Raw genomic sequence first — 15,774 nt, 5'->3', positions numbered from 1 at the left:
CGGCGAGCCCGAACAGGGCTCGACCCCTCCGGCTACGCCCAACCGATGAAGAGAGGCGCGGGCTCCAGCCGTCCTACACCGGCTGGCACCCGCGCCTCTCAATCCCCTCGCCGCGTGACACATACGTGTCAAACAACCCGCTGGGAGTCTGCCATAAGGTTGACCATCGCCGCCACCGAACAGCCGACCCCCGGTAACCCGAACGGATGATGCCGAGCGGACCTGATGCCGCCGCGGGCCGAGGCGTCAGCGCCTCAGATCACCCGCTCGTTCCCCCCGTCCACGGTGATCTGCGCGCCCGTGGTGGCCGCGAACGTCTCCCCGCAGAGCGTGGCGGCCAGGTCGCCGACCCGGGCGCTGGTGATCTCCGTACGGAGCAGGTTCCGGCGCGTGTACTCCGCCACGGTCAGCCCGTAGCGCCGGGCCCGAGCCTCCAGCAACTCCGCACTCCACAGCCCGGTGTCGAAGACCGCGTCGGGGTGCAGCACGTTCACCCGGATGCCGTCGGTCGCCCACTCCAGCGCCGCCACCCGGGCCACCTGCGTCACCGCCGCCTTCGATGCGGAGTAGGCGACGGCGCCGGGCCCGGGGGCCAGGGCGTTGCGCGAGGCGACCACGACGACCCGCCCGCCCCGGGGCGCGAGCGCCAGCAGCGGGTGGGTCCGGGAGAACAGATACGCGACCGACTCCGCGTTCACCGCCATCGTGCGCTGCCAGTCGGCCGGGTCCAGCCCGGCGATCTCCCGGCTGGCCGGGAAGATCCCGGCGGCCGCGACGACGATGTCGACTCCGCCGAACCGGTCCACCGCCGTGTCGAGGGCGGCGTCGACGGCCGCGGAGTCGGTGACGTCGACGGTCAGGCCGAGCCGGGCCGGGCCGTCCGACGCGGCGACCGACGGGTCCCGGTCCAGGGCCACCACGCAGGCCCCCCGGGCCAGGAGCGCCTCGGCGCAGGCCCGGCCGATGCCCGAGGCCGCCCCGGTCACCACGGCCACCTCGCCGGCGAACTCCGGCACCGGGCCGCCCCGCCGCAGCTTCGCCTGCTCCAGCTCCCAGTACTCGAGGTCGAAGATGTCCTGCGCCGACAGGGCCTGGTAGCCGCCGACGGCCTCGGCCGCCTCGATCACGTCGACGGTGTGCCGGTAGATGTCCCGGGCCATCATGGCCTCGGCCGCCCGGCGGCCGGCGGTGAGCATCCCCAACTCCGGATCGAGGATCACCCGGGGCGCGGGGTCGAGCGTGGTCAGCGCCGTCCGGGCCCGGGAGCGGTTCTGCTCGACGTACCGGCGGTAGTTGTCGGCGTACCCGGCCACGTCGGTGCCGACCAGCGGGATCCGCTTGGTGCGCAGCACGTGGTCCGGGGTGACCGGGCCGCGGGTGGCGACCGCCGCCAGGTCGGGCCGGTCGAGGAACGCCCGCACGGCCGGGTCCTCGTAGCGGCTGAGCAGCATCGGGGCGCCCGCCGCGGTGGAGACCTCGTGACGCAGCCGGGCCAGGCGCAGCCGGTCGACCGGACGGGGCTTGGCCGGCGCGACCCGGGGGCGCGGCAGGGCCATCCTCTCCTCCGCCAGGGTGACCAGCTCGATGTGCCGGCGGTACGCCTCCTCAGCGTCCGCGCCGAAGGTGAACAGCCCGTGGTTGAGCAGGACCACGCCGACCGTACCGGCGTGGGCGCGCGCCGGGTACAGCTCCGCGCAGAGCCGGGCCAGGTCGAACCCGGGCATGACGTACGGAACCACGACGACGCGGTCGCCGTAGACCTCCTCAACCAGCCGGTCACCCTTCGGCTGGTTGGTCAGGGCGAGCAGCGCGTCGGCGTGGCTGTGCAGCACAGCCGGGTACGGCAGCAGCGCGTGCAGCAGCGTCTCGACGCTCGGGTCCGGCGCGGTCGCGTCGAGGCGGGCGCAGCGCAGCTCGTTCATCATGTCGCTGTCGGCGAGCCGCTCCAGCCGCAGCAGCGCCCGCAGCCGGTCCAGCCGCAGCGCGGTGAAGCCGGACGCGTCCATGGTCGCCAGGTCGGAGCCGCTGCCCTTGACGTGGAGCACCTCCACCGGCTCCCCGGTGAGGTCGGTGACCGTCGTCTTGACCGAGGTGTTCCCCCCGCCGTGCAGCACCAGGTCGGTGTCGGCACCGAGCAGCCGGGACGCGTACACGAGTCGCGCGATCGGATCGGAGGCGTCCGGGGCGTCGGCGGCGGACCAGCGGTCGAGCATGGGGGGCGGCTCCTCGCAGGAGAGGTCGGGGTTGGTCAGGCCCGGGCGGTGGGGTCGTCGGGGCGGCCGCCGGCAGCCGGCAGGATGACCCGACGCTCGGTGACGATGGCGGTGACCAGGTCCGCCGGGGTCACGTCGAAGGCGTAGTTGAGGGTACCGGTGCCCTTCGGGGCCAGGTCCGCCGCACCGAGAGCGGTGATCTCCTCGGGGGCGCGTACCTCGATGTGGACGTCCCGGCCGGTCGGGGTGGCCAGGTCGACGGTCGACTCCGGGGCGGCGACCACCATCGGCACCCCGGCGCGGGCCGCCGCCAGGGCCAGCGGGTAGGTGCCCACCTTGTTGATCACGTCGCCGTTGGCGGTGATCCGGTCCGCGCCGACCACGACCGCGTCGACCAGGCCCTGGGCCAGCACCGACGCGGCGGCCGAGTCCACCACCAGGGTGTGCGGCGCGCCGATCTGGGCCAACTCCCACACGGTCAGCCGCGCGCCCTGCAGCAACGGGCGGGTCTCCGAGGCGTACACGTGGGCCAGCGCCCCGTGCTCCTGGAGGGAACGGACCACGCCCAGCGCGGTGCCCCACTCGACGGTGGCCAGGGCCCCGGCGTTGCAGTGGGTTTGCACCGCCACCTGCGGCCCCACCGTCTCGACGAGCCAGCGGGCACCCCGCTCGCTGAGCGCACGGCAGCAGCGGACGTCCTCCTCCAGCACCGTCAGGGCCTCGGCGAGGGCGGCCTCCGCGCCCTCGGCCTCGAGCCGGACGCGGACCCGGTCGACGCCCCAGGCGAGGTTCACGGCGGTGGGGCGGGCGGCCCGGATCGCGTCGACGGCCCGCCGCAACTCCGCCGGGTCGTCCGGATACAGCCGGGCGGCGAGGGCCACGCCGAGCGCCCCGGCGACACCGATCGCGGGTGCGCCCCGGATCGCCAGCGACCGGATCGCCGCGATCAACTCCTCGACGGTCCCGATCTCCAGGAACTTGACCTCGTGCGGCAGCCGGGTCTGGTCGATCGCGATGATCAGACCGTCCCGCCAGTCGATGGTCCGCATCCACACCCCTCACTGTCCGGAGCCCATAACCTACGGTGGCCGCCCGCTCCCCCGCTACCTGCCTGCTGGTCGGTGACCACGCCGTGGGATCACATCCGTTCGAGGGTTCGGATGCCGAGCAGGTGCAGCCCCTGCCGCAGGGTCCGGGCGGTCAGGTCGGCCAACAGCAGCCGGCTCTGCCGCAGTTCGTCGGGGGCGCGCAACACCGGGCAGCGTTCGTAGAACGCGCTGAACGTGGTCGCGAGCCGGTGCAGGTGGCCGGCGAGGTGGTGGAACTCCAGGCTCCGCTCCACCTTGCCGACGACCCCGGCGAAGCCGAGCAGCTCGATCGCCAACGCCCGCTCCGACGGCTCGGCGAGCACGACGGGCGCGCCGGGCCGCGGGGCCGTCCCGGCCCGCCGGAACACCGACCGGATGCGGGAGTACGCGTACTGGAGGTAGGGCGCGGTGTTGCCGTCGAGCGACAGCATCCGCTCCCAGTCCAGGACGTAGTCCCGCGCGCGGTCGGTGGAGAGGTCGGCGTACTTGATCGCGCCGATGCCGACGGCCCGGCCGATCTCGGCGGCGGCCGCGGCGTCCAGGTCGGGGTTCTTGGCCCGGGCCAGGTCGGTGGCGCGGGCCACCGCCTCTTCGAGCAGGCCGACCAACTTCACCGACTCGCCCGTCCGGCTGCGCAGCATCCGCCCGTCGGCGCCGAGGATCGAGCCGAAGCCGAGATGCTCGGCCCGGGCGGGCGGGCGCAGCCAACCGGCCGCCCCGGCGACGGCGAAGACCATCGCGAAGTGCTGCTGCTGGGGCAGCCCGACCACGTACAGCAACCGGGTCGCGGCCAGCTCCCCGGTGCGCTGCCGCAGCGCGGCCAGGTCGGTGGCCGGGTAGCCGTAGCCGCCGTCGCTCTTGCACACGATCAGTGGCAGTGGCTCACCGCTTCGGCCGGTGAACCCGGGCGGGAAGGCGCAGTCCGCCCCGCCACTGGGCACCAGCAGCCCCAGCCGGTCCAGGTCGTCGACGACGTCGGCGAGCAGCTCGTTGTACGCGCTCTCGCCCCGGAAGTCGCTCCCCGTCAGCGTCACGTCGAGCAGGTCGTACACGGACAGGAAGTACCGCTCCGACTGCTCCACCAGCAGTCGCCACAGGCGCCGGGTCGACTCGTCACCGCCCTGCAACGCGACCACCCGCCGCCGGGACCGTTCGCGGAACGCCTCGTCGGCGTCGAACTTCGCCCGGGCCGCCTTGTAGAACGAGTCCAGGTCACCCACCGACAACCCGTGCGCCGCCTCGACCTCGCCGAGGTCGGTCAGGTGCTCGATCAGCATCCCGAACGGCGTGCCCCAGTCGCCCAGGTGGTTGACCCGCACCACGCGGTGCCCGAGCCAGTCCAGCAGCCGTACCGCCGCGTCGCCGATGACGGTGGAGCGCAGGTGGCCGACGTGCATCTCCTTGGCCACGTTCGGCGCCGAGTAGTCGACCACCACGGTCTCCGGCACCGCCGCCGGCGGCACGCCGAGCCGGTCGTCGCCGGCCAGCCGGGAAACCAGGTCGGCCAGCGTCTGGTCGGCCACGGTCAGGTTGAGGAAGCCCGGCCCGGAGACCTCCGCCGACGCGCAGACGTCGTCGAGCGCCGCGTGCTCCAGCACCTCGGCGGCGAGGTCGCGGGGCGAGCGGCCGAGCCGCCGGGCCAGCGCCAGCGCCGCGTCGGACTGGAAGTCCGCGCGCGGCGAACGCCGCACCGTCGGGTCGACCGGGGTGCCGGCCACGGTCGCGAACGCCGGTGCCAGCCGGTCGGAGAGCAGCCTTTCAAGATCCATGGGTACGCCGATCTCGCTCGGACCCGCGCTGTCACGCGGGCCGTTGGACGGGGAGATGCGGGCAGACCGAGGACGATCGGCGATGGCCGGCGGCTCGATCCGCCGGTCGCCGTGAACAGGTCAGCGCGGGCGGGCGACGGATCGCCGGCGTCGCTGCGCACCGACCTGGACGTCATACGACGTTCCGGTGCACTGAGCGGTCGCGCTGGTCATGCACGGCAGCGTAGTGGGCCGGCCGGGTCGGGGACACCCCGATTCCGCCGCGCTCGGCGGTCGTACGAATGCGATTGCCGCACGTGTCGGCCGCTGTCAGGATCGCGGTCATGTCTGTTGAGGTGTCCGCTGACGAAGCGCTGACCGCGCTGCACGCGTCGCTCGACGAGCGGCGCCGGCCGGAGGAGGTCGCGCTTCTGGTGTGGCAAGCTGTCGGCGGCCAGCTGGGACTACGCGAGCGGACGGTGTTGGGCCGGGTGGCCCGGGCCGCGTCCCGGTGGAACGGCTGGAGTTCGATGTCGACCGACTTCGCCCGTCCCGTTGGCGGCGGACGACAGGTCGACGCGGCGCTGCGGCTGTTCGAGCTGCCTGGTGTCGATGTCGACGCGGACGATCCGGCCTCGCTGCTGGACTTCAGCGTCCAGCTCAGCGAGTCCCTCGGCGCCGTCGACGCGCGGCGGTTGGACTTCCTGCGGGACCGGCTGAACCGGGAGGCGCGGGCCGCGGCGGGGATCGAGATCTCGAAGCGGCAGTACAACCGGCGTTTCCGGGTGACCCAGCGGGTGGCGGCGAAAGCGGGGCGACTGGAGACGGAGTGGAGTAAGCGGCAGCTGACGATGATCGCGCGGGCCGGGTTCGCGGCGGACATCGACCGGGACGCGTTCGTCGCCGACCCCTGGGCGGGATGCTTCGTCGCCTACCTCACGGCAAAGCGCAAGCTACGGCGGGAGTTCACCCTGTCCGGCCGGGAGAACCCCTACGACGAGATCGCCGACCTGCTGTTCCGCCGCTGCGTCGACAGTCCGGGCACCGACTGGTGGATGGTCGCGCAGGTCTGGCCGAGCCCGGAGGTGCTCGCGCGACTGTCCGAGGCGCGGCGGGGTGAGCTGCTGGGCCGGTGGTGGGCGACGATGCGGCAGGTCGCGGGTCTACTCAAGCGGGTGTGGGCGGCCAGCGAGTTCGACCGCGCCACCATGATCGTCCGTCGGGGCAACGACTCGTCCACGTGGAATCTGCTGTGCGGCGCCTACAACACCGCCCGAGCGGCCTGGATCAACACGCTGGACGCGTCGGGCAGCACCGGCTTGCTGGACGTGTCCTGCCCTGGCAAGGCGATGATGCTGATCGCCGCCGACCTCGCCGCGTGGCACCGCTCCACCGGCGGCGGACTGCACCCCGACGTGGGCGTGTGGACGCGGCTGCCGCTGCCCTGGGACGTCCTCGACGGGGCGGCAGCCTGCACCCGCCGGGACGTGGAAGCGGCGTGCGCGGACGCCGGTGTGGACCCCGCCAGATCAGGCTGGGTGGGGCCGCGGTCGGTGGGCGACACCGGCGTGTTCCGGCCGACGCCGGAACTGGTGCACGGCGTGTCGATCGCCGACCCGGTCTGGGCATCCGTGCTGCGCTCCGACGGCGTGTTCTCCGGCAAGCCGGCCAAGGCCGGCCGGGCACAGCACCAGGTACCCGCCGGCGTCGTGACCAGCGCGTTGCCGGAACGCGGTGGACAGGGCCCGCAGTGATCGGAGAACATCGTCGGCGGCCCGTCGTAGCTCAGTGGTAGAGCGCCCGGCTCTTAACCGGGTGGACGCTGGTTCGAGCCCAGCCGATCGGGACGTGCGGAGGTCCGTTGTAGCTCAGCGGTAGAGCAGCCGGCTAGGGTCCGGCAGGACGCCGGTTCGAGCCCGGTCGACGGATCTCCGCCCCGCCGACCGGCCGAGGGCAGCCAATCCGGCACCTCGTCGGTCCCGAAGGTGGTGCACGAGTTCCGGCCGGCTGAGCAGACGGGGTGACCTGCGGTGGACTCCGCTGAGCGACTGGTACGGCTCCGGCGGTTGCTGGCCGGGCTGCCGGGGCCGTACGGCAAGGACGCCTCTGGACCCTCGTCCGGTCCAGCGACGCCGAAGATCCGTTCCCGGCGGCGTTCGCGTTCCTGACCGAGGCTGCCGTCATCGGCTCCGGCAGCCCGTACGGCACGGCGTCGCAGGCGCCACAGGATGCCGCGGAGTTGTCGGCACGCATGGGCGAGGTGGACCAGGACGCCGCGTCGGCCGTGCTGGTGGGGATGACCGCACGCACGCTCGCCTACCGCACACGGGGCCGCTACCCGATCGGGCAGGCTCGAGACGTGTTCCAGAAGACGATCAGTCTGCTGGGTCACGGCACCCGCTGGTGGACCAACACCGATCTGGAAGCATGGAACCCGGTGAGCCGGCACGTCATGGACGCCCTCGTCATCGCCGCTGGCGGTGGCGTCCTGGTCGCGGTGCTGGCCGCGGACGAGGACTGAGACACGGGGTTCGTCGCTTCGCGTCCCGCTTGCCGCATGACGAGCAGGCGCGCACCGCCCACCGGCGCCGGCTCGGGCTGGGCCGGCCGATAGCGTCGCGGTGATGCGTACCCCGTCCGGACCAGCCGGCCTGACCACGGCCGAACGCGCGATCGATGCCCGCTTCCGCGCGGTCCTGGCACGGCTGCCTGAGCGTGGGCCGATCTGCTGGCTGGCCGAGTTCGCGGTCTTCGGGCTCAAACAGGCCTGGGCGTGCGTGTTCGGTGCGGCGATGCTGGCGGTCATCCTCGCGGCGCACCTCTGGTACCCGGCAGACGCGGCACTCGCCCGCAACGACTTCCTGACTCTCACCGCGGTCGCCGTCCAGATCGGGATGGTGGCCGGACGCCTGGAAACCCTGCGCGAACTGCGAGTGGTGGTCCTGTTCCACCTCGTCGGCACGGCCATGGAGCTGTTCAAGACCCACATCGGCTCGTGGTCCTACGCGCCCGACGGGGTCCTGCGACTCGCCGGGGTGCCCCTCTTCAGCGGCTTCATGTACGCCGCCGTCGGCTCCTACATGGTCCGGGTCAACCGGCTGTTCGACCTGCGTTTCGCGCGTTACCCGAAACGCTGGGTGACGGCTGTCGTGGCCGCCGCGATCTATGCCAACTTCTTCAGCAACCACTACGTCCTGGACGTGCGATGGGTGCTCATCGCCGTCGTCGCGCTGGTGTTCGGGCGCTGTGTCATGCAGTTCCGCGTGTTCCGGTTCCGCTTGCGCATGCCGCTCCTGCTGGCCTTCCTCCTCGTCGCCCTCTTCATCTGGCTCGCGGAGAACATCGCCACCTGGTCGCAGGCCTGGCTCTACCCGAGCCAGATGAGCGGTTGGCACCCGGTCTCGCCGGAGAAGCTCGCGTCGTGGTTCCTCCTCATGATCATCTCGGTGGTGATGGTCACCTGGATCTCGCCGCCGCAGCCGCCCGACGACCGGCGCCGGCGGCCCCTCCCGGCGGGGGTGCGTGCTGGCAGCAGTCGTCGCGGCCGCAACCATAGCGGGCCGCAGCCGTACGACTTCCGCGATCCGCCGACCTGGCCTCGGTCGACCTGACCGTCGATACAGTGAGCCCGAACACCTGACGGCACGAACGATCGAGCCGCCGAGCGGGCCCGGCTGCGGCGCCCGCGCGACAGGAGAAGGGCGGTCCGCCTCATGGCGACGAACCGGGACATCGTCTCCCGCGCCCTCGCGAACTGGTCCGCCGGCACCGGCGCCATCTCCGACATCCTCGCTCCCGACGTGCGGTGGGAGATCGTGGGCAACTCGGCGGTGTCGCGCACGTACCACGGCGTCGACGACTTCGTCACCCAGGCGCTGCGGCCGTTCGACGCGCGATTCAGGCCGGAGAGCCCGTACCGGCCGGTGCGCGTGCGGGCGCTCTACGAGGACCCGGACGCGAACACCGTCATCGCCGTGTTCGACGGCACCGGCGTCACCGTCGCCGGTACCACCCACGACAGCACCGTCGCCTGGTTCCTGACCTTCCGCGACGGCAAGGTGGCCGACGGGACGGCGTTCTTCGACAGCATCGCCTTCAACGAGGTCTGGAAGATCCCGCCGGCCGGCTGACCGCGCCGAGCCGTAACGGCTGGGCTGCACGTCGCTGGCGCCAGCCGTCCTCGTGTCGTGGTGGAAGCTGGGGCTTCCCGCTGGTCGGCGAGTGTCGGGGCGACGGTGTCATGGTGCGGAGGCTCTCGACGTGTCGGCTCCGCGAGGAGAGGCGTCGAGGATCTGAGCGAGTGCGGACGTCACGTCCTGGAGGCGGTCGTGTCCGACCACGGCGCCCCAGCGGGCCTCCAGGTCCGCGAAGAATCTCGTGGCGACCTCGGCGGCCCGGGTGCCGCGGTCGGCGTAGACGACGACGCGACCGCGGCCGTCGGTGGGGTCAGGGACACGCCGCACGTAGTCGCGTTGTTCCAGGTAACCCACGAGTTCGCTCATCGCCTGAGGGGTCATCCCGGCTCGCCTGGCCAGGATGGTGGGCCGGGTGCCGTCACAGTCGATGAACCGGAACACGTTGAGGTAGTGGGTGGGTCGCAGGTCGCCGTGTCCGGTCTCGACGAGGTGGTGGTGAAGTTGGTCGAGGATCAGGTTGAACGCCTGACCGATGAGCTGCGGGAGGAACGGCTTGTCACTTGTGGATCCTTCGGGCACCTTATAATCTCGCCTTCTAAGGTTGCTTGATTACTTGAGCCTAGCCGAACGGAGCAGCATGCCTCAGCCCCACCTCGTCGGCACCTCCGAGGCGGTGCCCACCCAGCGCTTCACCACTGCCATCCCCCATTCCGACCGGTGGCACCGGGCCGGCAACTCGCCGCCGGTTGCCGGCCTTGCGACAGCGACACCGACTGCGGGACGCCCCTGGCGCATCCCATCCCTCACCCAACCGGAAGGGGCGTGGCTGTGAGATGGCGTAGGACCGCGAGGGTGGTCGCCGGAATGACCCTCGTCCTGCTTGGCCTGTTATGGATGCTGCAGGGGACCGACCTGATCCGGATAAGGCCGATCCTGTGCGTCGCCGACTGTCAACCCGTCACGGGTGGGTCACCCGGCTGGTTGGCCGCCGGCGTGGTCACCGTGATTGTCGGCCTCGCTGTGGTGGGTTTCCTGCCACGCCGACGCCAACGGTGTCGCGCATAGATCGTCCACCGGCCACCGTTGCACACGCGGAGACATCCAAGACCACCTCAGCCTTTCATCCCCGACGTCAGTCATCGCATCACACCCTGGAGGCTCCATGCCCGGGCAAGCCGGCCCAGCCGTATCCGAGTGGGACGATCAACAAACCGCACTGCGAACGGTGTCCGCCCACCTGCCCGACATTCATGTCACGTCGGTGGTCCCGCTCGGGGCAGGCCTGGACAACATTTCGTACGAGGTGAACGACAACCTCGTGGTCCGGATCTCCAAAGACCCCGACTCTGACGAGCGCACCGCCCGCGCGATCCGTGAATGTCAGCTACTACAGGTGGTCGCACCCGCATCACCTCTGCCGGTGCCCCAACCACTGCTCGCGGCGGCCGAAACCGGTGTTCTGGCGTACCCCAAACTGCGCGGCCGCCCACTCCTGTCGATTCGTGAGGCATCGCGCGCGGCGCTGATCCCGTCGGTCGCGACCGCCCTGGGTGAACTTCTCCGCGCCCTTCACGCCATCCCCGCCGACCGCGTGGCCGGGTTGGTCGACATCGACGACACGCCGCTGACCGAGTGGCACCGCGAGGCCGAGGAGTTCTACTCAGTTGTTGCCGGGCACATCCCACCTCGACATCGGCCAGCCGTCGACGCCTTCTTCCAGTCCACCCCGCCGCCAGAACCACACACTTCGGTGTTCACCCACAATGATCTCGGCATCGAACATGTCCTCGTCGACCCCGACAACGGTGAGGTCACCGGCATCATCGACTGGAGTGACGCCGCCATCGCCGACCCTGCCTACGACTTCGGCCTGATCTGTCGCGACCTTGGCCCACACGCACTCGACCTCGCCCTAGCCAGGTACGACGCACCTGGGCCCGACCGCACGGGCCTGCACGACCGGGCGGTCTTCTACGCCCGATGCACCCTGTTCGAGGACATGATGTACGGAGTCGACACCGGGCAGAACGCATACGTGAGCAAGAGCCTGGAGGCTATGACATGGCTGTTCCGTCAGTAGCGTGAGAGGGCCGCGAGGGAAGGGACCGCGACCGGGACACTGATGGCTGACGACCGACACGGGGCAGCGTCCGGATCCGCACGACCCCGGCAGTCGCCCGGGCCGCCACTGAGGCCGGCGTGCCACCAACACAGCGAACGGTGGTGGTCAGGGCGCCAGCGTCGCGAACACCACGATGTTGTCCTTGTACGACTTCGCTGCCTTGTCGTAGGCGCCACCGCAGGTAATCACGCGGAGCTGCGCCTTGCCGGTGTGACCGTAGACCAGGCTCAGCGGGAGCTTTTTCTTCGGGTAGCGGGCCACCCCGTCGACGACAAAGCGGGCCTTCTTGCCGTCCTGGCGGGGCACCTCGATGGTGTCTCCGGGTTTCAGCGCGCCCAGGCGGAAGAAGACCGCCCGACCCGTGGCGCGTGAGTCGACGTGGCCCACCACCACCGCGGTCCCGACCTCGCCGGGGCTTGGTCCCAGCTTGTACCATCCGGCCGTCTTGGGCTGATCCAGCGGTGGGACCGCGATCTGCTGGTTCCGGTCCAGCCCGAGCGGAACCGTCGGCGCGTCGACGCCGATCCGCGGGATCCTGATGCGGGTGGGCTGCGATCGCGGCATCCCGGCCATCTTCGGCGCGGGAGACGGGCGGGTCGCCGTGGACCCGGGATCGGCTTTGAGGCGGCCGCGAGCACTGTGCGCCTCGCCGTGGGTCGCCGGCGACGCGTTGGCTTCGCTCGGCGTCGGCTCTGGTGTGGTGGGTTCGTCCGCCAACGGTGAAAGCAGGGACTGCGGTGCGGCGGCGGGGTCGGGCTGCGGCGGCCCGACCGGATCAGGAGCCGTGGCCGCGAGCGTGATCAACCCTGCTCCGGCAAGCGTGATGAGGACGACCAGGACGAGGCCAGCGGCCCGCCACGGGAATCCGTGGCGGCCGCTGGCGCTCCTGGCCGCCCTAGGCGACAGTGCCATTGGCGGACCGCCGACGCAGCAGTGCGATGCCACCGAGCACGCCAACGCCCATCATGCTGGCACCGGCCGCCGTCAGAGCACCGGTGTTGGTGCCGGAGAGCGCGCCACCGTCACCGGCCGCGACGCCAGCCGTCTTCGGCAACACCCAGGCTCCGTCCGGACCCGCGTACGCGCCGCTGGCGCCGGCAGGCTGGCCCACCGACGAACCAGCCTTGCCGATACCGGCCTCGACCATCCCGAGGAGGTCGGCGAGCAGATCGGTCTCGACATCCACCTCCACGTCGAGGTCGCGGATGCAGACGACGATGTTGTTTGGCTGGGTTCTGTTGTCGTTCGACGCTGACTGCGCTGCGGACAGGTTGAAGGTGACGATGCTGTTCGTGATGGTGTTGTCCTTGATGATCTGGGTGATGTTCTGCTCGTTGATCTGCTTGTTGGTGGCGCAAGTGACCCCGTTACCCTTCTTGTCGTGCAGGCTGAAGGTCTTCGGCTTGTCGTCTGACTTCTTCTTCGCCTGCCCCTGGTTCGAGGCCGTGGGCTCCTTGGGACCTTCGTCGGTCGCGGCGAGCGCGGTGGCGGGCGCAGCGAGCAGCAGGGCGGCGCTGCCCAGCACCACCCCGCCGGCGAGCTTGGTCAAAAACCTCATCGACATGTTCCTCACTCCCTTCTGGTCGGCTCAGGAGGACGAGCCATGACGAACGTTAGGCCGATTCATGTGAAACAAGAGGTCTTTTCCGGGTTTCGCAACATGTAGCACTTGAGGTGCTATAAGTAGTTGATTCACATTCTCTGGGGCGTAAGGACCGGTCTGTCCGCCTGGGTCCGGTAGCGGCTAGATGCTGCCCGGTGGCGCTGCCACCTGCGCGGCTCGCGGTGGCACCTACGCACCGCTGGCGGGGGAGCCGCCGGCCTGCTGATCGCGACGACTGAGGAACCGCTTCCGCGCCCCGGCCGCTGCCCGGTGACGCGTTGGTGCTCGTCGAGGACCACCTGGCACATGCGGCCTGGCGGGCCTCCGAACACGCGGCGCAGCCCGAGTGGGCGGGCTGGATCAAGCGTCAGCCGGAGCGACGGCGACGTACCCCCAGCAGGCCCGAAGTGTCGGTGATGACGAACCGTTGATCTTCTTGCCCACGTCGTAGGGCGAGGGCGACGCAATGCGATCTTGCCTTGGGCGCGCGAACTCGCAGGTGCCAGCCGGCCGGTACGTCCATCCGCCCCGCCCCGGTCGTCAAGGTAGGGCTGTCCCCACCCCCACCAGGAGGCTCACGGGATCGACCCGCCCCGTCGCGCTCCATACCGTTCGAGCCATGAGATCCAGGGAAGACGTCACCGGCGTCGCGGCGCACGTCGCGGTGTGGAGTGCCCGTCACCGTACGCTCGCCATACTCGGCTGGCTGGTCTTCGTCATCGGCGTCACCGTCCTGAGTGGGCAGGTCGGCATCGTCAAGGCGACCGACAGCGACTTCGGCCTCGGCGAGTCCGGCCACGCCGACCGTATCGTCGAACAGGCCGGCTTCCCCACAGAGCAGGCCGGCGAGATGGTGATCGTCAGCTCGCGCACATCGACGGTGGACGGTCCGGAGGGGCGGGCCGCCATCGCCGAGGTCACCGCCGCCGTGCAGGCCACCGGCGCCACCGACGCGATGGAGCCGCCGGTGATCTCCGGGGACGGGAAGTCGGCGCTGCTCACCTTCGCCATGCACGGCGACCCGCGGACTGCCAAGGACCGGGTCGGGCCGGTCCTCGACGCCGTCGCCGCCGTCCAGCGGGCGCACCCGCAGCTGTACATCGCGCAGGCCGGCGACGCCAGCAGCGACAAACTCGTCGGCGACGACCTCGACGCCGGCCTGACCAGGCTGTCGATGCTCTCCATCCCGGTCACCCTCGGCATCCTGTTCGTCGCCTTCGGCGCGGTCGCCGCCGCGTTGCTGCCGGTCGGGCTCGCCATCACCGCCGTCGTCGCCGCGATCGGCCTGCTCGGCTTCACCAGCCACCTGGCGCCGACCGTCGACACCACCATGCACGTCATGCTGCTCGTCGGGCTGGCCGTCGGCGTCGACTACTGCCTGTTCTACATCCGCCGGGAGCGCGACGAACGCCGCAACGGCGCGGATCCGCAGCGCGCGCTGGTCATCGCCGCGCAGACCTCCGGCCGGTCGGTCTGGATCTCCGGGCTGACCGTCATCGTCGCCATGGCCGGCATGTTCCTCACCCGTGACACCACCTTCGTCAGCTTTGCCGTCGGCACCATCCTCGTCATCGCGACCGCGGTGCTCGGCTCGCTGACGGTCCTGCCGGCGCTGCTGTCCGCGCTCGGCGACCGCGTCGATTCGGGCCGGATCCCCGTCCTGTACCGCACCCGTTCCGACGGCCGGGTGTGGGGCACGGTTCTGCGGCTCGTCCTGCGCCGCCCGCTGGTCTCGGCGGTGCTCGCCGCCGTGGCTCTCGGCGCGCTCGCCGCACCCGCACTGGACCTGCGTACGAAGGGGGAGGGTGTCGAGGACCTGTCTCCGAGCGCGCCGATCGCGCAGGCGTTCGTGGCGATCCAGACGGCGTTCCCAGGCGGCGCCGCCCCGGCCGAGATCGTGGTCAAGGCCCCGCAGGTCACGGGGCCCGCCTGGAACGGTGCGATGGCGGCGTTCAAGGAGCAGGCGTTGGCGACCGGCCGGTTGCACGAGCCGATCACGGTCGAGGTCAACCCCGCCGGCACGGTCGCCGTCGTCAGCGTCGGGCTGTCCGGCTCCGGCGGGGACCGCACCTCCGAGGAGGCCCTGGCGACCCTGCGCGGAACCGTGCTGCCGGCGACGCTCGGCCGGCTGCCCGACGCCTGGGTCGGCGTCACCGGCGCCACCGCCACCTCCCAGGATTTCAACGACCAGCTCGCGAAGTCCCTGCCGCTGGTCTTCGGGTTCGTTCTCGGCCTGGCCTTCCTGCTCCTGCTGGTGTCGTTCCGGTCCGTCGTCGTGGCCGTCACCGGCGTGCTGCTCAACCTGCTGTCCGTCGCCGCGGCCTACGGCATGCTGGTCTACGTCTTCCAGTACGGTCACTTCGAGTCGCTGCTCGACTTCCGCGCCGCCGACGGCATCACCAACTGGATGCCGCTGTTCCTGTTCGTCATCCTGTTCGGGCTGTCGATGGACTACCACGTCTTCGTCGTCAGCCGGATCCGTGAGGGCCACGACCGAGGACTACCGACCCGGCTGGCGGTCACCGAGGGGATCACCCGCACGGCCGGGGTCATCACCAGCGCGGCGACGGTGATGGTGGCCGTGTTCGCGCTATTCGCCACGCTGCCGATGGCCGCTCCCAAGCAGCTCGGCGTCGGGCTCGCCGCAGCCGTGCTGCTCGACGCGACGATCGTCCGCGCGGTACTGCTGCCGGCGGTCATGGCCCTGCTCGGCGAGAAGAACTGGTGGCTGCCCCGGTGGCTGGAATGGCTCCCGCGCGTGTCGCACGACCTACCGGCGGCCCCGCAGCAGGAACGCACGCTGGCGACGACGGGGGCCTGACCCCGCCCCGCCGAACCCGGCCCTACCCATCCTCGGATAGGGC

12 protein-coding genes and 2 tRNA genes are annotated in these 15,774 nt (G+C 71.1%); 8 read left to right on the top strand and 6 right to left on the bottom strand.

From position 1 onward, the window contains the following. Positions 1-254: 254 nt before the first annotated feature. From ACGF5G_RS30590 to argS, 3 genes are all read right to left on the bottom strand, one after another. The gene (locus ACGF5G_RS30590) at positions 255-2,213 is read right to left on the bottom strand and encodes a bifunctional aldolase/short-chain dehydrogenase (RefSeq protein WP_393269143.1); all 1,959 of its coding nucleotides are present in this window, start codon (positions 2,211-2,213) and stop codon (positions 255-257) included. A gap of 35 nt (positions 2,214-2,248) precedes the next feature. After that, positions 2,249-3,262: an S-methyl-5-thioribose-1-phosphate isomerase gene (mtnA, locus tag ACGF5G_RS30585; RefSeq protein WP_393269140.1), complete on the bottom strand. Its 1,014-nt coding sequence runs from the start codon at positions 3,260-3,262 to the stop codon at positions 2,249-2,251. Positions 3,263-3,351: 89 nt separating this feature from the next. Beyond that, positions 3,352-5,070, bottom strand: a complete 1,719-nt coding sequence (argS, locus tag ACGF5G_RS30580; RefSeq protein WP_393269138.1) for an arginine--tRNA ligase — start codon at positions 5,068-5,070, stop codon at positions 3,352-3,354. Positions 5,071-5,393: 323 nt separating this feature from the next. Here argS and ACGF5G_RS30575 point away from each other — a divergent pair, with 323 nt between their 5' ends. From ACGF5G_RS30575 to ACGF5G_RS30550, 6 genes are all read left to right on the top strand, one after another. Beyond that, entirely contained in the window at positions 5,394-6,803 is a 1,410-nt protein-coding gene (locus tag ACGF5G_RS30575; RefSeq protein ID WP_393269135.1) for a hypothetical protein, read from the top strand. Positions 6,804-6,823: 20 nt separating this feature from the next. Then, positions 6,824-6,896 (top strand) — tRNA-Lys (locus ACGF5G_RS30570). A gap of 10 nt (positions 6,897-6,906) precedes the next feature. Continuing rightward, positions 6,907-6,978, top strand: a tRNA-Pro gene (locus ACGF5G_RS30565). 310 nt (positions 6,979-7,288) lie between these two features. Further along, positions 7,289-7,570, top strand: a complete 282-nt coding sequence (locus tag ACGF5G_RS30560; protein ID WP_393269133.1) for a hypothetical protein — start codon at positions 7,289-7,291, stop codon at positions 7,568-7,570. 103 nt (positions 7,571-7,673) lie between these two features. Continuing rightward, the gene (locus tag ACGF5G_RS30555) at positions 7,674-8,660 is read left to right on the top strand and encodes a DUF817 domain-containing protein (RefSeq protein ID WP_393269130.1); all 987 of its coding nucleotides are present in this window, start codon (positions 7,674-7,676) and stop codon (positions 8,658-8,660) included. Positions 8,661-8,762: 102 nt separating this feature from the next. Next, entirely contained in the window at positions 8,763-9,179 is a 417-nt protein-coding gene (locus ACGF5G_RS30550) for a nuclear transport factor 2 family protein (protein ID WP_393269128.1), read from the top strand. A 108-nt stretch (positions 9,180-9,287) separates the two neighbouring features. Here ACGF5G_RS30550 and ACGF5G_RS30545 read toward each other — a convergent pair whose 3' ends face one another. Further along, on the bottom strand, positions 9,288-9,764 hold the full coding sequence (locus ACGF5G_RS30545; RefSeq protein ID WP_393269125.1) for a MarR family winged helix-turn-helix transcriptional regulator: 477 nt from the start codon (positions 9,762-9,764) through the stop codon (positions 9,288-9,290). 646 nt (positions 9,765-10,410) lie between these two features. On the opposite strand from ACGF5G_RS30545, the gene ACGF5G_RS30540 reads away from it, so the two are divergent. Then, positions 10,411-11,265, top strand: coding sequence for a phosphotransferase family protein (locus tag ACGF5G_RS30540; RefSeq protein WP_393269122.1), 855 nt, complete (start codon positions 10,411-10,413; stop codon positions 11,263-11,265). 147 nt (positions 11,266-11,412) lie between these two features. Here ACGF5G_RS30540 and ACGF5G_RS30535 read toward each other — a convergent pair whose 3' ends face one another. Next, positions 11,413-12,111: a class F sortase gene (locus tag ACGF5G_RS30535; RefSeq protein WP_393269116.1), complete on the bottom strand. Its 699-nt coding sequence runs from the start codon at positions 12,109-12,111 to the stop codon at positions 11,413-11,415. A 91-nt stretch (positions 12,112-12,202) separates the two neighbouring features. Continuing rightward, positions 12,203-12,865, bottom strand: a complete 663-nt coding sequence (locus tag ACGF5G_RS30530) for a hypothetical protein (RefSeq protein ID WP_393269114.1) — start codon at positions 12,863-12,865, stop codon at positions 12,203-12,205. 664 nt (positions 12,866-13,529) lie between these two features. Here ACGF5G_RS30530 and ACGF5G_RS30525 point away from each other — a divergent pair. Then, entirely contained in the window at positions 13,530-15,731 is a 2,202-nt protein-coding gene (locus ACGF5G_RS30525) for an MMPL family transporter (RefSeq protein WP_393269113.1), read from the top strand. Positions 15,732-15,774 lie beyond the last annotated feature (43 nt).

The organism is Micromonospora sp. NPDC047730, from assembly GCF_043204765.1.
Taxonomy (GTDB): Bacteria; Actinomycetota; Actinomycetes; order Mycobacteriales; family Micromonosporaceae; genus Micromonospora.
This window is presented reverse-complemented; position numbering and strand designations above follow the sequence as displayed.